Below are 19,747 nucleotides of genomic sequence, written 5' to 3'. Positions count from 1 at the left end.
TCAGGCTGCGGCGCGGCCGTGGCGGCCTTCCTGGACCTCTTCGATGATCTTGGCCGAGAAGGCGTCGAGGTCGCCGGGATTGCGGCTCGTGATGATGCCCTGATCGGTGACGACGGCCTCGTCGCGCCAATCGGCGCCCGCGTTGATGACGTCCGTCTTGATCGAGGCGTAGGAGGTCATCCGGCGCCCCTTGGCGGCGCCGACCTCGACCAGCAGCCAGGGCGCGTGGCAGATCGCGGCGACGACCTTCCCGCTGGCGAGGAAGCCGCGCAGGATCTCCAGCGCCTTCGGCTCCAGCCGCAGCTTGTCCGGATTGATCTGACCGCCGGGCAGCACCAGGGCGTCGTAGGCGGACGGATCCACGCTCTCGATGTCGGCATCGACCTTCACCGGGCGCCCCCAATCCGTCTTGTCCCAGCCGCGGATGGAATCGCCGCTCCGGCGGGACTTCGGAGCCGCCACCGTGACCGTGGCGCCGGCTTCGCTCAGCTTCGCCTTCGGCACTTCGAGTTCCGACTGCTCGAAACCGTCGGTCGCCATGATGAGGATCTTCGCCTGCCGAATATCGGGCATCGGATGTCTCCAAGGTAAGGGAACTCGACCGGGCAACAGAGCCCGCCTGCCGCAGTTCCCGCCTGCGACCGTTTCCCGCCCGCAGCGGTTCCCCACCGGAACTCCTCTGCGGCCCTTCGGTTGTCTCCCGAACGCCAACAGAGGAGGCACGACCATGGCCAACCCTGGCCTGCCCGATCCCGGCGGCACCCCTCCCACCGACCTGCCGCCCAAACCGCCGGACGAGTTGCCGGATACCGGACCGACCGGCCCGCGCAGCCCCTACCCCGTCAACGATCCCGGCGTGACCGACCCCAAGGGCCCCGGCTCCGAACCCGACTACCTGCCGGGCGGCCCCACCGATCCCGGTACCCGGCGCTGATCCGGGCTCAATGGCCGCCGTGCGACGTGCGCACGTCGCGCGGCGCGCTGAGGATCTGATTGAGGCTCGTCGCCACGTGACGGGCCTCCTCGTCCGTGAGGCGAAGCTGGAAAGGCGGCAGGGCGCCAGCCTGGAGGGCAACGACCGCCTGGCCGCTCTCGTCGGTCCCGACCTCGATCACCGAGGAGGTGACGTCGAGCATGGCGACCTCCTCCTCGTTCATCTCGTCCGCCTGATCCGTCTCCTCGCCTTCGTCGATGGCCGTGAGGAGCTGACCGACCGCGCGCACCAGTGCCCGCGCCGCCCGCGCGTCCATGATCACCGCAGTGGCCTGATCATCCTTCTGGAACGAGAGCTGGATGTTGGAGCCTTCGAGAGAAACCGAGATACCCGCCATGAATGATCCGACCGTCTGCAATCGTCTTCTATATGGGGAGTGCGGCGCAGATGCGACAGGTACGGTTGCGGGTGGCCGGCGAACGGCCGGCGCATTGCGGCGTTGAGGGTGCAGACCCGCCAATCGGACAGTCGGAGTCATGCCATGGCCCGCACTACCCCCGCGCAGAAGCACACCATCGAACGCGTGATGCACGAGTTCAAGGAGGGCGAACTCGAGCAGCGCAGCGGCCGCCGCGTCACCAACCCCAAACAGGCGATCGCCATTGCGCTGCGCGAGGCCGGCGCCTCGAACCAGGAGACGCCCGAGCAGAACCGCAGCACCTTCCGTCGCACCCGCCACAAGGAACGGGAGACGCGCGCGCAGGCGAGCCGCGCCGACCTCTACGAGGAGGCGAAGCGCCGCAACATCAAGGGCCGCTCGCGCATGAGCCGGAGCGAACTGGAGCAGGCCCTCAACCGTTGAGCGGTGTCGCCCATCGTGCGCATCCGGTCACGATGGGTCGCACGCCGCTCTCAATCGTCGATGCGAAGGCATGTCTCCGACGACCGGCACCCGCGTCACCGAAGAATGCTCCAGGCAAGGCACGCTCATGAGTTCGAAGCAGCCGAAAACCAAAACCCCGACCGACGCCGACCTCAAGGGCAATCCCGGCATCGGAACCAGCAAGGGCATGACCCAGGCCGGCGCCGACCCGGAAGAGCTCGAAGGCGCCAATACCTACGAGGGCGACGTCTCCAACGACACCACCCCCGAGGGCGGTGTCGACCCGAACCAGCGCGGGCGCACCAATCCCTGACGCCCGCCTCCCGGCCTTGTTCCGGCCTCATACGCCCCCTACATAGGGATCAGCGAATCGGGCGGACGGCTTGCGCCCGGCGCAAGCCGGGCCGATCACCCTCATCGCTTTCCCCCTCCGCAGATGCTGTCGCGCCGACCGGCCCGTCAGGCCGCTCCGGTCGGGGAATCCTGCACGAGACGAGGACGACCTTCGTGAATACTGGTACTGTCAAGTGGTTCAACGACCAGAAGGGCTACGGCTTCATTCAGCCGGATGATGGGGGCAAGGACGTCTTCGTCCACATCTCCGCGGTGGAGCGGGCCGGACTGCGCGGCCTCGTCGAGGGCCAGAAGATCTCCTACGAGCTGCAGACCGACAAGCGCAGCGGGAAGGTCTCGGCCGGCAACCTGCAGGCGGCCTGAGGGATCAGCCCTGGCGGGCCGTCGGGCCCGCCCTCGGCGGCGTTCCGTCCGCCCCGGCACCGGATCATCCGGCTGCCGCGCAAGACCTCACAGGCGCTCCCTCCGGGAGCGCCGCAACGAGAAAAGAAAAGACAACACAAATGATGTTCGAGTACACCCGGCGCTCCGGCGCCCCGACCGTCTTCAACGACGGCATCACGTTCCATGTCGATCAGATCAGCCGGCACGGCGAGGGCAGTGGCCCGATCGACATCAGCCATCTCATCGACAGAAGCTACGGCTATCACTCCTCCCGCGAGCTGCGCTGGCATCTGGCCGAGCGCTTCGGCCTGAGGCCGAACGCGGTGGCGCTGCGCGAGGTGCATTAGAGGATTTTCCGACGAGGTGGATGCCGGTTCGTCGCAGAAAATGCGGCAAACTCGAAAGAGCGAGAGCGGCATCCGGTCCACCGTGAACGGATCCTGCTCTGAAGGATCCACGGCCGGCTTCATGCATGAGGCGGGCGGCGCGCGAGCGCCGACCCGCCTTTTTCATGCCCCCATTCCTGCCCCTGCCAAGTCCTGCCCCTGCCAGGTCCTGCCCCTGCCAAGCGACTACGCGGCGGCGTTGCCGGCTGCGGCGCCGCTCGCGCGCAGCGCGAACGGGATGATGTTGTCGGGTTGCCTCGCCGACGCCGCGTCCTCACGCGCCTCCGACAGACGTTGCGCACCATCGCGAGCGACGAAGGCGATCCAACGGACGACCTTCCCGCCGGGACTACGCTCATGAAGCCGTTGCATGCGCCGCCGGGCCCAGGACGGTACAGGACCGAACTCGCTCAAAGCTGCCTCCATTCACCAAACGGCAGCAGAAGCGATTGACTTACCCCCGTCATCACCCATTTGGGTGACTGGCCTGGGATTAGGTCATCGGGCATCGGCCCGACCACCCTTCGACCTTTGGCCCAGGTCTTGAGGCATTCTCGGGCACCGGGTGACCCCGGCACCGCAGATATTTGAGAAGGGGACCAGCCATATGACGGCGGAAACGAATCTGGATGCTGCCGACTACATCGCGCTCGCGAGCGATATCGTCTCGGCCTACGTCACCCGGAATGCAGTGCCGGCCTCGTCCTTGCCGGAGCTGCTGACGTCGGTGCATGCGGCCCTGCGCGATCTTCAGAAGGCGGCTGCCCCCGAGCCCGAGAAGCTGGTTCCGCCCGTCTCCATCCGCAAGTCGGTCACGCCGGACTACATCATCAGCCTGGAGGATGGGCGGCAATATAAGTCGCTCAAGCGGCACCTCGCCACCCGCGGCCTCACGCCCGAGGAATACCGCCGCAAGTGGAACCTGCCGCCGGACTATCCGATGGTGGCCGCGAACTACGCCGCGCAGCGCTCGGAACTCGCCAAGAGCATCGGCCTCGGCCAGAAGCGCCGGCCGGCCGCCGCCAAGGCTGCGGCCCCCGATGCGGTCGTGCGCGCTCCGGCCCCACGTCGCCGCAAATCGGCCTCGTAGTCCCGGCCTGCCTCGTCCGCCTTCCGCGACGTCGGCTCTCCCTGCCCTTCACGGAGCGGCCCGGCCGCCGAGCGGAAGATCCGCGTGAATCGCTCGGGGGCGCCCGCGCCCCGGCACGTGCCCTTGCCGGACGGCTCTCGGAAGGATGCCCCTGCGTCCGGAGCCGTCACCCGCCCGCCAGCACCGCGCTGAGCTCGGCGCCGATCCCGTCGAGCGCCTGCGCCGCGTCCGGAACGAGGCCGCCCATTCCGTAGAAATGGTGGATCATCCCCGGATGGCAGGTATGGCGGACCGGCACGCCGGCCTGCGCCAGGCGGGCCGCATAGGCCGCGCCGTCATCGCGCACCATGTCGTACTCCGCCGTGTGGATCAGCGCCGGGGGCAGGCCCGCGAGCGAGGGCGCCCGCAGCGGCGAGAGGCGCGGATCGGCCGGATCCGCGCCCGCCGCGTAGGAGGCGATGTCGAGGGCGAGCGTCGCCCGATCGAGACCGTGGCCCTCCCCGTAGAGACGGTAGGATTCCCCGTCCCCGGCCGCATCGAGGACGGGGCACAGGAGGAGCTGGACGGCGATTGCCGGCCCGCCCGCATCCCGGGCCGCCTGGCACAGCCCGGCCGCGAGATTGGCGCCGGCCGAGTCCCCGCCGACCGCGAGCCGGGCCGGATCGAAGCCCAGAGCCCGGCCGCGCGCGGCGAGGCCCGACAGGGATGCCGCCGCATCCTCGCAGGCGGCCGGGAACGGGTGCTCGGGCGCGAGACGATAGGTGGCCGCGAGCAGCGCGCAGCCGCTCGCCGCCGCGAGCCGCCGATAGATCCCGTCATGGGCGGTCAGGCTGCCGCCCACGAAGCCGCCGCCGTGGAAATAGAGGAGAACCGCCCCGGTCTCGTCCCGCGGCCTGTAGAGCCGCGCGGCCATGGGACCGGCCGGCCCGTCCAGGATGAGATCCTCGACCGCGGCCACGGGCACCGGCGCGCCGGCGAGCCGGCCGAGTCCTTCGAGGCCGGTGCGGCGGGCCTCGATCGTCGTCAGCCGCCCCCCCGCAAAGGCAATGACGTCCAGATAGCGGCGGAGCCGGGGATCGAGCGGCATCGGCGATGAAACTCCGTTCGGACAAACGACCCGGCACCGATCCTTACGGAAGATCCGCCCGAGATCATCCGGCAGGACAATCCTTGCGAAACTCTGAGGGGATCGCGTGGTTTTCGCGGATCGGATTCAGCTCGGCTCAATGGCAGGATGCTACTCGCGGTCTTGCGGGAGACCCGGTCGGCCGGCGCGTCAGTTCCTCGCCCCCGAGGATGGCGGCACCACAGTCACGACAGGGCGCGTTCCCGCGCCGTTCAGAGGAGGCCCCACCGTGTCGCTGCCGCCGATTGTCTACTGCCCAACCGACGTGCCGCTCAAGCCCGCCCCGATCAACCCGCACTGGGTCCGCGTGGGAACGCCGGAGGCCCGCAACGCGCTGCTGTCGCGCAGTTCGGACGGGACCGCGAGCACGATCCTGTGGGATTGCACGGCGGGCGAGTTCGTCTGGCATTACGATATCGACGAGACGATCTACTTCCTCGAAGGCTCGGCGATCATCGGCGATGCGACCACGACGCCGCGGCGGTTCGTCGCCGGAGACGTGCTGTTCCTGCCCAAGGGCGCGGTCGCGAACTGGCACGTCGAATCCTACGTCAAGAAGGTGGCCTTCTGCCTGCGTCCGCAGCCCAAGCTGTTCGGGCTCGCCATCCGGGGCGCCGCCTTCGCCAAGCGCATGCTCGGCGGCCGTGCCGCGCCGGCGCCCACGCTCTCTCTCGGCGCATGAGCGGTGGGGCGGCGCTTAAAGCCGTCCGCCTGGACCGGGCGCGCCTTTCGCGATCTGATCACCGGATGAATCGCACAGCGGCAGAGGAACGCGCATGGCCGAGACGACCTGGACCTTCTTCGAGGATGCGTGGCACCCCGGCAATGTCCGGATGATGGGTCCGCGCACCCACGGCGCGTGGCTCGGCTCGACCGTGTTCGACGGCGCGCGGGCCTTCGAAGGCGTGACGCCCGACCTCGACCTCCACCTCGCTCGGGTGAACCGGTCGGCGACGGCTCTGGGCCTCAAGCCGGTCGTCGCCGTCGAGGCCTGGCGCGACCTCGTGCAGGAGGGCCTGCGCCGCTTCGATCCGAGCACGCCCCTCTACATCCGCCCGATGTACTGGGCCGAGGACGGCTTTGCGGGCGGCGTGCGCTTCGACCCCGATTCCACCGCCTGGTGCCTGTGCCTCTACGAGGCGCCGATGCCGGTGCCCGGACGGCTCTCCGTCACGCTGTCGCCCTTCCGGCGCCCCACCGCCGAATCGGCCCCCGTCGAGGCGAAGGCCGGTTGCCTCTACCCGAACGGCGCGCGGGCGCTGTCCGAGGCGCAGTCGCGCGGCTTCGGCAACTGCCTCGTGCGCGACGCCCTCGGCAATATCGCGGAATTCGCCAATGCCAACGCCTTCATGGCGCGCGACGGGGTGGTCTACACGCCGGCCCCGAACGGCACCTTTCTGGCCGGCATCACCCGCAACCGGGTCATCGCCCTGCTGCGCGAAGCCGGCGTGAGCGTGGTCGAGGCCACGCTGACCTACGGCGATTTCGCGCAGGCCGACGAGATCTTCTCGACGGGCAACTTCGCGAAGGTGATGCCGGTGACGGCGATCGACGGGCGGGAGCTGGAGCCGGGACCGTTCTACCGGCAGGCGCGGGACCTCTACTGGAGCTTCGCGCACACGACTTCCGGTTGATCTGTTCCGAGACGAGTCCGTGCGGGATCCCCTCTCCCGAGTGGGAGAGGGGTATGGGGATCGAAGATCCCACGTGAGGGTGGAGACGGTGCAGCAAGAAGTCTGAACCGTGCCGCTGCCAGCGCGACGCTCAGTGCCTTGTTCTGAAACGTAGCACCCTCACGCGCGATCTTCGATCGCCAGCCCCTCTCCCACTCGGGAGAGGGGTTCCCCGGCGCGGCGGCCTCACGCCACCGCCTTGAGCGCTCCCGTGCGGTCGTGGAAGTCCGGCCCGTTGATGGTCTTGGCGACAAAGCCGGCCCGGATCACGAAATCGCCGAACCGCTCGCCAGGCTGGCGATCGCGCGCATAGGCGGCGAAGAGCGGATCGAGCGTGGCGCGGATGTCCTTGGCGGCCACATCCTCGGCGTAGAGCTTCGAGAGCCGCGAGCCGTCGAAGGCCGCGCCGAGATAGAGGTTGTACCGCTCAGGGCCGCGGCCGACGAAGCCGATCTCGGCGATGTAGGGCCGGGCGCAGCCATTCGGGCAGCCGGTCATCCGGATGGTGATGTCCTCGTCCTGCAACCCGTGCGCGGCGAGGCTCTCCTCCAGCTCGGTGAGGAGGCCCGGCATGAAGCGCTCGCTCTCCGCGAGGGCGAGGCCGCAGGTCGGCAGCGCCACGCAGGCGAGGCTGTTGCGGCGCAGCGCCGTCACCCCAAGGTTAAGCCCGTATTCCGCCACCAGCGCGTCGATCTCGGACTTCCTGTCCGCCGGCACATTCGCCACGATGACGTTCTGGTTGCCGGTGAGGCGGAAGTCGCCCTGGTGGACCTCGGCGATGCGGCGCAGGCCCGAGAGGTACCGGGGCCCGCCCTCGACATCCTTGATGCGGCCCGACGGCAGGTAGAGCGTCAGGTGGTGGCGCCCGTCCTCGCCCTCGACCCAGCCGTAGCGGTCGCCGTTGCTCTCGAACCGGAAGGGCTTCGGATCCTGGAGCTTGCGCCCGACCCGGCGCTCCACCTCGGCCCGGAAGGCGGCGAGCCCGTAGCGCTCGATCGTGTATTTGAGGCGGGCGTTCTTGCGCGACTTGCGGTTGCCCCAGTCGCGCTGGACGGTCATGACCGCCTCCGCGACCTTGAGGGCATCCTCGGGCTCGCAGAAGGCCATCACGTCGGCGGTGCGCGGGAAGGTATCGGTCTCCCCATGGGTCATGCCCATGCCGCCGCCGACCGTGACGTTCCAGCCCTTGAGCTTGTTCTTCTTGTCCAAGATGGCGATGAAGCCGAGATCATGCGCGAAGATGTCGACCTCGTTCGAGGGCGGCACCGCCACCACGATCTTGAACTTCCGCGGCAGGTAGGTCTTGCCGTAGATCGGCTCCACCGCCTCGTCCTCGCCGCCAACCACGCGCTCGCCGTCGAGCCAGATCTCGCGCCAGGCATTGGTCTTCGGCAGCAGCGTGTCGGAGATGGTCTTGGCGAGCTGATAGGCGGCCTTGTGGGCGCCCGTCTGGGCCGGGTTCGTCGCCGCCATTACGTTACGGTTGACGTCGCCGCAGGCCGCGATGGTGTCGAGCAGCACCGCGTCGATCGCCTGCATGGTGCGCTTGAGGTTCGACTTGATCACGCCGTGGTACTGGAAGGTCTGGCGCGTCGTCGCCCGGAGCGTGCCGTTGGCGTAGGTGCGGGCGATCTCGTCGAGGGCGAGCCACTGCTTCGGGCTCACGACCCCGCCCGCGATGCGCAGGCGGATCATGAAGGAATAGGCCTTCTCCAGCTTCTTCTTCGTCCGCTCGGCCCGCAGGTCGCGGTCGTCCTGCAGGTACATCCCGTGGAACTTCACGAGCTGGCCGTCATCGTCGGAGATCGCGCCGGTGGCGTGCTTCAGGAGCCCGTCCGCCAGCGTCCCGCGCAGGTACCCGCTCGCGATCTTGATGTGCTCGTTGGCCGAGAGCGCCGCCGCCCGCGCCGCCTCGGCATCGGTGATCGGCCGCTCGGCCGGAGGCGTCTCGTAGCTGCGCTCGCGGGGGGGAGAGGCTGTCTTGTGGTCGTCCATCGCGGGAATCCGTGCCAGACGCGGGATCCCCTCTCCCGGGTGGGAGAGGGGCAGGGGTGAGGGTGCTACGGTTCAGGATTGATCACTGACCGTGGTGTTGGCAGCGGCACGGCTCAGAATCCTTGCTGCACCGTCTCCACCCTCACCCCTACCCCTCTCCCACTCGGGAGAGGGGATCCCGCGATTCGATCGAGAGATCGGGTCTTTAGTAAACGTCCTGCTGGTAGCGCTTGGCGCGCTCCAGCGCGGCGACCGCCGCCTCGGCGGCCTCCGGCGAGAGCGCCTTCACGTCGGCATAGGCCCGCACCAGAGCGGCCCGCACGTCCTTGGCCATCGCCTTAGCGTCGCCGCAGACATAGAAATGCGCGCCGTTCTCAAGCCACTCCACCACCTCGCGCCGCCGCGCGTAGAGGCGGTCCTGCACGTAGATCTTCTCGGGCTGATCCCGCGAGAAGGCAACGTCGATGCTGTGGAGCGAGCCGTCCTCCAGAGCGTCCTGCCATTCGAGCTGATACAGGAAGTCGTGGGTGAAGCGGCGGTCGCCGAAGAACAGCCAGTTGCGGCCCGGCGCCTCGGTGGCGCGGCGCTCCTGCACGAAGGCCCGGAAGGGCGCCACACCGGTGCCGGGCCCGACCATGATGATGTCGGTCGCAGGGTCGCTCGGCAGGCGGAAATGCTTGTTGGGCTTCACCCGCACCTTGACCTTGGCGCCGTTGCGGATGCGGTCGGCCACGTGGACCGAGGCGACGCCGGTGCGGGCGCGGCCATGGCTGGTGTAGCGCACCGCCGCGATGGTCAGATGCGCCTCGTCCCCCACCTCCTTGCGCGAGGAGGCGATGGAATAGGCCCGCGGCGGTAGCGGTCGCGTGATCTCCGACAGCTGCGCGGCCGAGAGCGCCGCCGGATAGGTCTCGAGCAGGTCGATGAGGTGGCGCCCCTCGATCCAGGCCTTCACCTCGCCGCTCTCGAGCAGGCGGCGGGCCTCCGCGTGGCCGGTCGCCTTGACGAAGCGCTCCACCGTCGCGGCTGAGAGCGTGGTGATGTCGCGCTCGGCGAGCAGCGCCTGCCGCAGGGCCGCATCGCCCGCAAGGCCCGCCGCCTTCAGGATCTCATCGACGAGGGCCGGGTCGTTCTCGGGGTAGAGTTCGAGGGAATCGCCGGGCTCGTAAGCCGGCGCCCCATCCTCGAAGGCGAGCGCGAGGTGGATCGTCTCCTTGTCGGAGCGCGACGAATTCAGGTTGACGTGCTCGATCACCTCGGCGGCGACGGGCTCGCGGCTGACCTCGACCTCCTCCGCCTCGCCCGGCGCTGCGCGGGCGAAATCGACCGCCACGACGTTGCCGGCAGGCTCGGCCGGCGTCAGTGCCTTGAGGGCGTCCTTGATCCAGGCGGCGGCAGGCTTGTCGAAGTCGAGGTCGCAATCGACCCGGTCGAGCACGCGCGTGGCGCCCAGCGCCTCGAAGCGCGCGTCGAGCCGTTTCCCGATCGCGCAGAACTCCGCGTAGGAGGTGTCACCGAGCGCCAGCACCCCGAACTCGACGCCGTCGAGGCGCGGGGCGCCCTGCCCCATCAGCTCGTTGTAGGCCCGCACGGCCCGCGCCGGGGGCTCGCCCTCGCCCCAGGTCGCCGCAACCACGATGACGCGCTTCTCCTTGGCGAGCGTCGCCACGTCGAGATCGGCGAAATCGACCACCTTGGGCTTGAAGCCGCTCTTGCGGGCAAGCTTGGCGACGTCGCCCGCGAGCTTCTCCGAATTGCCCGACTCGCTCGCGAACAGCACCGTCAGCGGCTCGGCCGCACGCGGGGGCGCGGCGGCCTGAGGCTGCTCGGCGGCGGCAGGGGCGATCGCGGCGGCGTCGAGGCCGGCGAGGAAGCCCGCGAGCCAGGCGCGCTGAATCGGCGTCGCCGCCCCGAGGGCGGCATCGAGATGGGCCCGCTCGGCGTCGCCGAAGGGGGCCGTGCGGGGGAGCAGGGCGGATCGTGACATGTGTGCACCATGTGCGACCCCGAGGGCCGCAAGTCAACGGGAATGTTCTTTTTGAAGAACAGGCGATTTGGAGATCAACGCCACTGCCGTGACGCAGCGCGGGAGAAAATTATTTTCCCCCGAGTCCGGCAGCCACGACGGCCGGCGCGAACGGCGCCGCCGGCAGGGGCAAAGCCGTGGTGCTCTTCACCTTCTCCATGGCGAAGCGGGAGGTCACGTTCTTCAGCGGGAGCGAGCCGATCAGCCGCTTGTAGAAGGCGTCGTAGGCCTGCATGTCGGAGACGACGACCCGCAGCATGTAGTCCACGTCGCCGGCCATCCGGTAGAATTCGAGCACCTCCGGCATGGCGGCGACCGCCGCGGCGAAGCGGTCGAGCCACTCGCGCGAATGGTCGCTCGTCTCCACGGAGACGAAGACGGTGAGGCCGAGCCCGAGCTTCACCGGGTCCAGCACCGCCACGCGCCGGTCGATCACGCCCTCGGCCTCGAGTCGCTGGATCCGCTTCCAGCAGGGCGTCTGCGACAAGCCGACGCGCTCGCCAATCTGGGCGATCGAGAGGGTCGCGTCCTGCTGCAGCAGGGCCAGGATCTTCAAATCGATGGCATCCACGACGGGTGCTCCCGGTTCTGGAGAAGAATCTTGAGCCGCAGGGTGGCCCGGAGAGAAGAACATTCTAATTCTTCGGCCGTCCAGCCCGATCGGGGCCGGCCTGCCCCTGCGTCGGATCGCGCTGCGGCGCGGAAAACGCTGCGCATGTAAGGCAGTCATGCCTTGACACCGTTCGGTATAGCGAACACTTAGCGGATCCGACAAGGCGTTCCCGACGGATCCCATGACAGTGGCTCTCGACCGTGCGGCGCAGGAATTGGCCTCTGCGCTCGCCCCCCTCGACATCGCCGCCCGCCTCGCGCTGATCGACCGGAGCGTGGAGGGCCGGCTGGTCTTCACCACGAGCTTCGGGCTCGAGGATCAGGCGCTCACGCATTTCCTGCGCATGGCGAAATCGCGGGCCGAGATCGTCACCCTCGATACCGGCCGCCTCTTCCCCGAGACCTACGACGTCTGGGCGGAGACCGAGGCGGCCTATGGTTTCCGCATCCGCGCCTACGTGCCCGACCGCGAGGCCGAGGAGCTCTTCGTGGCGGAATCCGGCATCAACGGCTTCCGGCACTCGGTCGAGGCGCGGCAGGCCTGCTGCGGCTTCCGCAAGGTGGTGCCGCTCGCCCGTGCGCTCGAAGGCGCCGCGGCCTGGATCACGGGGCTTCGCGCCGGCCAGTCGGCGAACCGCGCCGCCACCCCGCTCGCGGAGGCCGATGCCGCCCGCGGCCTCATCAAGATCAACCCGCTCGCGGACTGGTCCCGGGAGGACGTGGCCGGCGCGGTGCACGAAAACTTCGTTCCCTACAACGTCCTGCACGACCGGGGCTTCCCGTCGATCGGCTGCGCGCCCTGCACGCGGGCGGTGAAGGTCGGCGAGCCCGAGCGGGCCGGACGCTGGTGGTGGGAACAGGAATCCAAGAAGGAATGCGGCCTGCACGTCGCAGGCGCCCCCGGCAGCCATGCCACCACGGCGGCGCAATCGACCGGCACGGTCCCGCATTCGTCCAAACCGGAGTTGGCCGCATGAGCGCCGCGCTCAAGCCCCTCGCGCAGCTCGACACGCCGCGCCTGACCCATCTTCAGCGCCTGGAGGCGGAGAGCATCCATATCATGCGGGAGACGGTCGCCGAGACCGAGAACCCGGTGATGCTCTACTCGATCGGCAAGGACTCCTCCGTCCTCCTGCACCTCGCGCTCAAGGCCTTCGCGCCGGGCCGCCTGCCCTTCCCGCTCCTCCATGTCGACACGACCTGGAAGTTCAGGGAGATGATCGCCTTCCGCGACGCGCGCGCGAAGGAGCTCGGGCTCGACCTCCTCGTCTACACGAACCCGGACGGGCTCGCCCGCGGCATCGGGCCGGTGAGCCACGGCTCCGAGGTCCATACCGACGTGATGAAGACGCAGGCCCTGCGGCAGGCCCTCGACAAGTACAAGTTCGACGCCGCGTTCGGCGGCGCGCGGCGCGACGAGGAAGCCTCGCGCGCCAAGGAGCGCATCGTCTCCTTGCGCACGGCGCAGCACCGCTGGGACCCGAAGCGCCAGCGCGCCGAGCCCTGGCACCTCTACAACCTCAAGAAGAAGCGCGGCGAATCCTTGCGCGTCTTCCCCCTCTCGAACTGGACCGAGCTCGATATCTGGCTCTACATCGAGCAGGAGAGGATTCCGATCGTGCCGCTCTACTTCTCGGCCGAGCGGCCGGTGGTGCGGCGTGACGGCCAGCTCATCATGGTCGACGACGAGCGGCTGCCGCTCGAGCCGGGCGAGACGCCCGAGCTGCGTAAGGTGCGGTTCCGCACCCTCGGCTGCTATCCGCTCACCGGGGCGGTGGAGAGCGACGCCGCGACCCTGCCGGAGATCATCGGCGAGACGCTGGCCGCCCGCACCTCCGAACGCCAGGGCCGGGTGATCGACAAGGACGGGGCGGGCGCCATGGAGCGCAAGAAGCAGGAAGGCTACTTCTGATGACGGTGCATCAGTCCACGCGCGCCTTCGGCTACGAGGCGTTCCTGGCAGTCCATCAGCGCAAGGAAGTGCTGCGCTTCATCGCCTGCGGCTCCGTCGACGACGGCAAGTCGACCCTGATCGGGCGCCTGCTGCACGACACCAAGCAGATCTTCGACGATCAGGTGAGCGCGCTGGAGCGCGATTCCCGCCGCCATGGCACGCGCGGGGCGGAGCTCGACCTCGCCCTCCTGGTCGACGGCCTGCAGGCCGAGCGCGAGCAGGGCATCACCATCGATGTCGCCTACCGGTTCTTCTCCACCGAGCGGCGCTCCTTCATCGTTGCCGACACGCCCGGCCACGAGCAGTACACCCGCAACATGGCGACGGGCGCCTCCACGGCCGAGGTCGCCGTGCTGCTCGTCGACGCCCGTAAGGGCCTCAGCCGCCAGACCCGGCGCCACGCGCTCCTCGTCTCCATGCTCGGCATCCGGCGCGTGGTGCTGGCCGTCAACAAGATGGACCTGATCGGCTGGTCCGAAAGCCGGTTCGAGGCGATCGCGGCCGAGTTCCAGGATTTCGCTCAGGCCCTCGGCTTCGCCGACGTGACGGCGATCCCGCTCTCGGCGGCGAACGGCGACAACGTCGTGCTGCCGGGCGCGGCGGCGCCCTGGTATGCGGGCCCGCCGCTGCTGCAATACCTCGAGGAGGTGCCGGCCCATCTGGAGGAGGAGGTCGCGCCCTTCCGCATGGCGGTGCAGTGGGTGAACCGGCCGAATTCCGATTTCCGCGGCTTCTCGGGCCTGATCGCCTCCGGGCGGGTGGCGCCCGGCGACGCCGTGACGGTGCTGCCCTCGGGCCGCTCCTCGACCATCGCCCGCATCGTCACGGCGGATGGCGACCTGCCGGTGGCGATCGCCGGGCAATCGGTGACGCTGGTGCTGGCCGACGAGCTCGACGCCTCGCGCGGCAGCGTGATCGCGGCGGCGGACGCCCCGCCGCGCGTCTCCGAGCGGCTCGACGTGCGCCTGTTCTGGGCGCGCGAGACGGAGCTCACCCCCGGCGCGACGCTCATCGCCAAGGTCGGCACCGTGACGGCGAATGCGGTGGTCGAGCGCATCGTCTCGCGCATCGACCCGGAGACGGGCCTGTCGCAGGCGGCGGAAAGCCTCGCGGTCAACGACATCGGCGACGTGACCTTGAGCCTCGACCGCGCGGTGGCGGTGGATGCGTACCGGGACAACCGCGACACCGGCAGCCTGATTCTGATCGACCGCGAGACCACCGACACGGCGGCGCTCGGCCTCGTCCAGGCTCCGGCCAAGGCTGCAGCGGAGACTGCAGCCGAGACTACAGCAGCGACGCCGGCCGCGTCCGGGGAGACGGCGCCGCGGCGCGGCGGGCTGCTCGCCGGCCTGCGCCGCCTGTTCGGCGCGAAGAGCCTCGCGCTCCTCGCGGGCGCAGCCCTCCTCGGCGGCCTCGCGGCGCCCGAGCGGGCCGATGCCCAGGTGCTGCTGAACGTCTCCTACGACCCGACCCGGGAACTCTACCGGGCGATCGACGCCGCCTTCGCGGCCGAGTGGAAGCAGAAGACCGGCGAGAGCGTAACGGTGCGCGCCTCCCATGGCGGCTCGGGCGCGCAGGCCCGCGCCGTCATCGACGGGCTGCCCGCCGACGTGGTGACGCTCGCGCTCGCGAGCGACATCGACGCGATCGCGGCGCGCTCGAAGAAGATCCCGGCCGACTGGCAGAAGCGGCTGCCGCACAACTCGACGCCCTACACCTCGACCATCGTGTTCCTGGTGCGCAAGGGCAACCCGAAGGGCATCAAGGACTGGGACGACCTCGTGAAGCCGGGCGTCCAGGTGATCACGCCGAACCCGAAGACCTCGGGCGGCGCGCGCTGGAACTATCTCGCCGCCTATGCGTACGGGCTTGCCCGGAACGGCAATGGTGACGAGAAGGCGAAGGAGTTCATCTCCGCCCTGTTCAAGAACGTGCCGGTGCTGGACACAGGGGCGCGGGGCGCGACCACGACCTTCGTGCAGCGCGGCCTCGGCGACGTGCTGATCGCCTGGGAGAACGAGGCCTTCCTGGCCGACGAGGAGTTCGGCAAGGGCAAGTTCGACATCGTCGTGCCCTCGCTGTCGATCCTGGCGGAGCCGCCGGTGGCGCTCGTCGACGGCAACGTCGACCAGAAGGGCACCCGCCGCCAGGCCGAGGCCTACCTGCAGTTCCTCTACACGCCGAAGGCGCAGGCCATCATCGCCAAGAACTTCTACCGGCCGCGCGACGAATCCGCCGTCGCCAAGGAGGACCTCGCCCGCTTCCCGAAGCTGAAGCTCGTCACCATCGACGATGCGTTCGGCGGCTGGGCCAAGGCGCAGAAGACGCATTTCGACGATGGCGGCGTCCTCGATTCCATCCTGAAGGCCCGACAGTGACCACGGCCCCGGCCCTTCCGCTTCCGGGCGGGGTCGCGGCGCGGCGGCGGTTCCGGCGGCCGAGCGCGCTGCCGGGCTTCCGGCTGACCTTCGGCTTCGCGATCGTCTACCTGAGCCTCATGGTGCTGATCCCGCTCGCGGTGCTGCTGCTGCGCGCCTCGGCGATCGGCCCGGTGGGCCTCTGGGAACTCCTCGCCGACGCACGCAACCTCGCGGCCCTGCGCACCTCCTTCGGGATCTCGCTCGCCGCGGCGGCGATCGATGCCGTCTTCGGCCTGCTGATCGCCTGGGTGCTGACCCGCTACCGGTTTCCCGGCCGCCAGGTGATCGATGCCCTCGTCGACCTGCCCTTCGCGCTGCCGACTGCGGTGGCCGGCATCTGCCTCGCCACGCTCTATTCGAGCAACGGCTGGCTTGGCGCGCCGCTCGAGGCCCTCGGCCTCAAGGTCGCCTACACGCCGCTCGGCATCCTGGTGGCGCTGGTCTTCGTCGGCCTGCCCTTCAGCGTGCGCACGGTGCAGCCGCTCGTCGCCGAGATCGACAAGTCGAGCGAGGAGGCGGCCGCGATCCTGGGCGCCTCGCGCTTCCGGGCCGTCGTCACGGTGATCCTGCCGCCGCTGATCCCGGCGGTGCTCACCGGCTTCGCTCTCGCCTTCGCGCGGGCGGTCGGCGAGTACGGTTCGGTGATCTTCGTGGCCGGCAACCTGCCCTACGTCTCCGAGATCGCGCCGCTCCTGATCGTGATCAAGCTCGAAGAGTTCAACTATACGGGCGCGACCGCGATCGCCGCCGTGATGCTGCTGATGTCCTTCGGGGCGCTGCTCTCCATCAACCTGATCCAGGATTACAGCCGCCGCAGGTTCGGCCATGTCTGACTCGGCCATGTCTGAGACCGCAACCTCCTCCCGGCCCTCGCCGCTCACCGAGCCCCGGGGCGTGCGCATCGCCCTCACCGGAGTGGCGGTGACGTTCCTCGCCCTGTTCCTGCTGCTGCCGCTGGTCGTGGTCTTCACGGAAGCGCTGAGCCGTGGGCTCGGGACCTACTTCGCCACCTTCGCGGAGCCGGACGCGCAGGCGGCGATCCGGCTCACGCTCCTCGTCGCCTTCATCGCCGTGCCGCTCAACGTGGTGTTCGGCATCGCGGCCTCCTGGGCGATCGCGAAGTTCGAGTTCCGCGGCCGCAACCTCCTCATCACCCTGATCGACCTGCCCTTCTCCGTCTCGCCGGTGGTCGCGGGGCTGATCTACGTCCTGATCTTCGGGTCCCAGGGCCTGTTCGGGCCGTTCCTGCAGCGCCACGGCGTCGAGATCATCTTCGCGGTGCCCGGCATCGTGATGGCGACGGTGTTCGTCACCTTCCCGTTCGTCGCGCGCGAGTTGATCCCCCTGATGCAGGACCAGGGCACCACGGACGAGGAAGCCGCGTTGACTCTCGGTGCGAGTCCGTGGCGGGTCTTCCGCACGGTGACGCTGCCCAACATCCGCTGGGCGCTGCTCTACGGCGTGCTTCTCTGTAACGCCCGGGCGATGGGTGAGTTCGGCGCCGTCTCGGTGGTGTCGGGACGGATCAGGGGTCTTACCAACACCATGCCGCTTCACGTCGAGATTCTGTACAATGAATACAACTACGTCGCGGCTTTCGGGATCGCCTCTCTCCTGGCTCTCCTGGCCCTCGTCACCCTCGCGGGGAAGACCTTCCTCGAATGGCGCCATGCCGACGCCCTCGGCGGCCGGGGAGCGCACTGAGATGGTGGCGGGCTATGCCGACGCGCTGACCGCCCCGCGCGCCCGCGCGCGCAGTGAGGAGAGCGCCGCCGCACGCACGCTCAGCAGCGCGGGCACCGAGGTGCGCGTCGAGGGCATCGTGAAGAACTTCAGCGGCGGCGGTCCGGCTGCCCTGGAGGGCGTGAGCCTCGTGATCGCGCCGGGCGAGCTCCTGGCGCTGCTCGGCCCCTCGGGCTCCGGCAAGACCACGCTCCTGCGGGTGATCGCGGGCCTCGAGATCCCGGATGCCGGCCGCGTGTTCTTCGGCGCCCAGGATACGACGGACGTGCCGGTGCAGCGCCGCGGCGTCGGCTTCGTGTTCCAGCACTATGCCCTGTTCCGGCACCTCACGGTGTTCGAGAACATCGCCTACGGCCTGCGCTCGCGCGAGCGCCGCCGCCGCCCGCCCGAGGCGGAGATCCGGCGGCGGGTCGGCCATCTCCTCGATCTCGTGCAGCTGCCCACCCTCGCCTCGCGCTATCCGGGCCAGCTCTCGGGCGGGCAGCGCCAGCGCGTCGCGCTTGCCCGGGCGCTCGCGGTCGAGCCCTCGGTGCTCCTCCTCGACGAGCCCTTCGGCGCCCTCGACGCGCAGGTGCGCAAGGACCTGCGCCGCTGGCTGCGCGAGATCCACCGGGAGACCGGCCAGACCACGATCTTCGTCACGCACGACCAGGACGAGGCGCTCGAACTCGCCGACCGCATCGCGATCCTCAACCGGGGCCGCATCGAGCAGGTCGGCGCGCCGCACGAGGTGCAGGACGATCCGGCCTCGCGCTTCGTGATGTCCTTCGTGGGCGAGACGGCGCGGCTCGCGGCCGAGGTGATGGGCGGGCGCGTCGTCGTGGACGGGCGCCCGACGCTCCGTGCCGAGCCCGGCTGGCCGGAAGGGCCGGTCGATCTCTGCCTGCGGCCCTGGCACCTCTCGGTCCGCCAGGATCCGGCCGCCCTCTACGGCACGGTGCGCGAGTGGCGCCGCACCGCCCGCGGCACCGTGGCCGAGATCCAGCTCGACGGCGCGGACAGCGCGGTCGAGGTGACGGTGACGGAGGTCTACCGGAAGGGCGACCGGGTGGCGCTTCTGGCGAGCGAGGCCCGGGTGTTCCCGCGCGGCTGACGGCCGGCGGCGCGCGCCGGCCGCCGTGATCCGGATTGCCGGACCATCCGGCCGGAAACCGGATCACTCGAACGGGCAGAGCCGGATCGTCTCGAGGGAGAGGCTGCCGCGGGCGGTGGCGACCTCGATGCGCAGGCGGAGCGGAACCCAGCGGATCGGCGGCGCCGGCGCGGGAGCCTGCGCGCCGGGCCGGGCGGCGGGTTCGGGCTCCGGCAGCGGCAGGTTCACGGGGGACAGGCGCACCGCGAAGCGGCGGCCGTCCGCCGTCCCGGTCCAGCCGCCCTCGCGGGCCTGCGTGAGGCTGACCGGCTGGGCGAGCAGCGAGCGGGCGACGCGCTCGGCCGCGATCCGATCGTCGATCCACAGCCAGCCCAGGCGCGACTGCACCAGCCCGCGCTGAATCGCGAGGCCGAGCATCGCCACGATGGCGAAGGCGGCGAGCGCCTCGACCAGCGTGAAGCCGTCGCGGCTGCGCGGGCCGCGCTCTTCCGAAATCCGATTGATTGCTTCGCCATGCGGATTTCGGCTTCGCTCAAGGGGGCGCGGAGCAGAGCTCCGCGCCGCGCGGGCTTGGTGAGACGGTTTCCGAACGGATCGTCCGGAAACCGTCTCACTCGCGCCCGATCGCGCCGCCACTGCCGCGCTGCCCGTCCGGCCCCAGAGAGATGATCGCGTAGGGACCGCTCTTGCCCGGCGCCCGGTACTCGTAGGGGTGTCCCCAGGGATCGGCCGGCACGGTCCCCTGCTTCAGGTAGGGACCGCCCCAGCTGTCGGCGGCGGCCGGGCGCTGCACCAGGGCCTGCAGCCCCTCGCTGGTGGAGGGATAGCGCCCGTTGTCGAGGAAGAACAGATCGAGCGCCGAGGCGAAGGACTCGATCTGGAGCTTCGCCGTGCGCTCGCGCGAGCTCGACAGGTAGCCGAGCACCCGGGGGCCGGCGAGCCCCATGACCAGGCCGAGGATCACCAGCACGACGAGCAGCTCGACGAGCGTGAAGCCCCCGCGCGCATCGCGGGCCGGGGCCGGGGCGGAGCGGGAGCGATCGACGATCATGCGCCGGAACCCGAGGATCA

At 69.8% G+C, this 19,747-nt stretch carries 22 protein-coding genes and 1 pseudogene; 15 read left to right on the top strand and 8 right to left on the bottom strand.

The genetic code is table 11. The features are described 5' to 3' along the window. Nucleotides 1–573, bottom strand: coding sequence for a type 1 glutamine amidotransferase domain-containing protein (locus MNOD_RS08760; protein ID WP_015928497.1), 573 nt, complete (start codon nucleotides 571–573; stop codon nucleotides 1–3). A gap of 154 nt (nucleotides 574–727) precedes the next feature. Between MNOD_RS08760 and MNOD_RS08755 the strand changes: the two genes are divergently transcribed. Then, nucleotides 728–934: a hypothetical protein gene (locus MNOD_RS08755; protein WP_015928496.1), complete on the top strand. Its 207-nt coding sequence runs from the start codon at nucleotides 728–730 to the stop codon at nucleotides 932–934. 7 nt (nucleotides 935–941) lie between these two features. Here MNOD_RS08755 and MNOD_RS08750 read toward each other — a convergent pair whose 3' ends face one another. Next, on the bottom strand, nucleotides 942–1,331 hold the full coding sequence (locus tag MNOD_RS08750) for a hypothetical protein (RefSeq protein ID WP_015928495.1): 390 nt from the start codon (nucleotides 1,329–1,331) through the stop codon (nucleotides 942–944). Between the two features lie 144 nt (nucleotides 1,332–1,475). Between MNOD_RS08750 and MNOD_RS08745 the strand changes: the two genes are divergently transcribed. The 5 genes from MNOD_RS08745 to MNOD_RS08720 all read left to right on the top strand — a co-directional run bounded on the left by MNOD_RS08745 (nucleotide 1,476) and on the right by MNOD_RS08720 (nucleotide 4,031). After that, nucleotides 1,476–1,796 (top strand): DUF6496 domain-containing protein, encoded by a 321-nt coding sequence (locus tag MNOD_RS08745; protein ID WP_015928494.1) that lies wholly within the window; start codon nucleotides 1,476–1,478, stop codon nucleotides 1,794–1,796. 127 nt (nucleotides 1,797–1,923) lie between these two features. Next, nucleotides 1,924–2,130 carry a hypothetical protein gene (locus MNOD_RS08740; protein ID WP_015928493.1) on the top strand — a complete coding sequence of 69 codons (207 nt, stop codon included), beginning with the start codon at nucleotides 1,924–1,926 and terminating at the stop codon, nucleotides 2,128–2,130. Nucleotides 2,131–2,324: 194 nt separating this feature from the next. Then, entirely contained in the window at nucleotides 2,325–2,534 is a 210-nt protein-coding gene (locus MNOD_RS08735; protein WP_015928492.1) for a cold-shock protein, read from the top strand. 140 nt (nucleotides 2,535–2,674) lie between these two features. After that, a complete protein-coding gene (locus MNOD_RS08730) occupies nucleotides 2,675–2,902 on the top strand; it encodes a hypothetical protein (protein WP_015928491.1) in 228 nt (75 codons plus the stop codon). A gap of 646 nt (nucleotides 2,903–3,548) precedes the next feature. Continuing rightward, on the top strand, nucleotides 3,549–4,031 hold the full coding sequence (locus tag MNOD_RS08720; RefSeq protein ID WP_015928490.1) for a Ros/MucR family transcriptional regulator: 483 nt from the start codon (nucleotides 3,549–3,551) through the stop codon (nucleotides 4,029–4,031). A gap of 166 nt (nucleotides 4,032–4,197) precedes the next feature. Here MNOD_RS08720 and MNOD_RS08715 read toward each other — a convergent pair whose 3' ends face one another. Beyond that, a complete protein-coding gene (locus MNOD_RS08715) occupies nucleotides 4,198–5,118 on the bottom strand; it encodes an alpha/beta hydrolase (protein ID WP_015928489.1) in 921 nt (306 codons plus the stop codon). Nucleotides 5,119–5,386: 268 nt separating this feature from the next. Between MNOD_RS08715 and MNOD_RS08710 the strand changes: the two genes are divergently transcribed. Both MNOD_RS08710 and MNOD_RS08705 read left to right on the top strand, forming a co-directional pair. Next, nucleotides 5,387–5,839, top strand: a complete 453-nt coding sequence (locus MNOD_RS08710; protein ID WP_015928488.1) for a cupin domain-containing protein — start codon at nucleotides 5,387–5,389, stop codon at nucleotides 5,837–5,839. 94 nt (nucleotides 5,840–5,933) lie between these two features. Next, entirely contained in the window at nucleotides 5,934–6,791 is an 858-nt protein-coding gene (locus tag MNOD_RS08705) for a branched-chain amino acid aminotransferase (protein WP_015928487.1), read from the top strand. Nucleotides 6,792–7,016: 225 nt separating this feature from the next. Here MNOD_RS08705 and MNOD_RS08700 read toward each other — a convergent pair whose 3' ends face one another. The 3 genes from MNOD_RS08700 to MNOD_RS08690 form a co-directional block, all read right to left on the bottom strand. Then, a complete protein-coding gene (locus MNOD_RS08700) occupies nucleotides 7,017–8,825 on the bottom strand; it encodes an NADPH-dependent assimilatory sulfite reductase hemoprotein subunit (RefSeq protein WP_015928486.1) in 1,809 nt (602 codons plus the stop codon). Nucleotides 8,826–9,030: 205 nt separating this feature from the next. Beyond that, nucleotides 9,031–10,812 (bottom strand): diflavin oxidoreductase, encoded by a 1,782-nt coding sequence (locus MNOD_RS08695; RefSeq protein ID WP_015928485.1) that lies wholly within the window; start codon nucleotides 10,810–10,812, stop codon nucleotides 9,031–9,033. A 109-nt stretch (nucleotides 10,813–10,921) separates the two neighbouring features. Beyond that, entirely contained in the window at nucleotides 10,922–11,422 is a 501-nt protein-coding gene (locus tag MNOD_RS08690; RefSeq protein WP_015928484.1) for an Lrp/AsnC family transcriptional regulator, read from the bottom strand. Nucleotides 11,423–11,645: 223 nt separating this feature from the next. Between MNOD_RS08690 and MNOD_RS08685 the strand changes: the two genes are divergently transcribed. From MNOD_RS08685 to MNOD_RS08660, 7 genes and pseudogenes are all read left to right on the top strand, one after another. Further along, nucleotides 11,646–12,440, top strand: a complete 795-nt coding sequence (locus MNOD_RS08685; RefSeq protein ID WP_015928483.1) for a phosphoadenylyl-sulfate reductase — start codon at nucleotides 11,646–11,648, stop codon at nucleotides 12,438–12,440. Next, entirely contained in the window at nucleotides 12,437–13,375 is a 939-nt protein-coding gene (cysD, locus tag MNOD_RS08680; RefSeq protein WP_015928482.1) for a sulfate adenylyltransferase subunit CysD, read from the top strand. The genes MNOD_RS08685 and cysD overlap by 4 nt, the downstream gene beginning before the upstream one ends. Continuing rightward, nucleotides 13,375–14,787: pseudogene (gene cysN / locus MNOD_RS48865) on the top strand (sulfate adenylyltransferase subunit CysN); the annotation flags it as partial. The gene cysD and the pseudogene cysN, both read left to right, overlap by 1 nt. Next, nucleotides 14,770–15,798: a sulfate ABC transporter substrate-binding protein gene (locus MNOD_RS48860; protein ID WP_425277505.1), complete on the top strand. Its 1,029-nt coding sequence runs from the start codon at nucleotides 14,770–14,772 to the stop codon at nucleotides 15,796–15,798. The pseudogene cysN and the gene MNOD_RS48860, both read left to right, overlap by 18 nt. Then, nucleotides 15,795–16,673 (top strand): sulfate ABC transporter permease subunit CysT, encoded by an 879-nt coding sequence (gene cysT, locus MNOD_RS08670; protein ID WP_015928480.1) that lies wholly within the window; start codon nucleotides 15,795–15,797, stop codon nucleotides 16,671–16,673. Before MNOD_RS48860 ends, cysT begins: the two co-directional genes overlap by 4 nt. A gap of 7 nt (nucleotides 16,674–16,680) precedes the next feature. Next, complete coding sequence (gene cysW / locus MNOD_RS08665) at nucleotides 16,681–17,544, top strand: sulfate ABC transporter permease subunit CysW (protein WP_083786665.1); 864 nt, start codon at nucleotides 16,681–16,683, stop codon at nucleotides 17,542–17,544. A gap of 1 nt (nucleotide 17,545) precedes the next feature. After that, nucleotides 17,546–18,676, top strand: coding sequence for a sulfate/molybdate ABC transporter ATP-binding protein (locus MNOD_RS08660; RefSeq protein ID WP_015928478.1), 1,131 nt, complete (start codon nucleotides 17,546–17,548; stop codon nucleotides 18,674–18,676). Nucleotides 18,677–18,739: 63 nt separating this feature from the next. On the opposite strand, the gene MNOD_RS50555 is transcribed toward MNOD_RS08660, so the two are convergent. Further along, nucleotides 18,740–19,312 (bottom strand): PulJ/GspJ family protein, encoded by a 573-nt coding sequence (locus tag MNOD_RS50555; RefSeq protein ID WP_083786346.1) that lies wholly within the window; start codon nucleotides 19,310–19,312, stop codon nucleotides 18,740–18,742. Further along, entirely contained in the window at nucleotides 19,287–19,727 is a 441-nt protein-coding gene (gene gspG / locus MNOD_RS08650) for a type II secretion system major pseudopilin GspG (protein WP_043750713.1), read from the bottom strand. Before gspG ends, MNOD_RS50555 begins: the two co-directional genes overlap by 26 nt. Nucleotides 19,728–19,747 lie beyond the last annotated feature (20 nt).

It is taken from the genome of Methylobacterium nodulans ORS 2060, assembly GCF_000022085.1.
GTDB classification, from domain to species: Bacteria; Pseudomonadota; Alphaproteobacteria; order Rhizobiales; family Beijerinckiaceae; genus Methylobacterium; species Methylobacterium nodulans.
The sequence above is the reverse complement of the archived record's forward strand: the minus strand, read 5'-3'. Positions and strand labels throughout refer to the sequence as shown.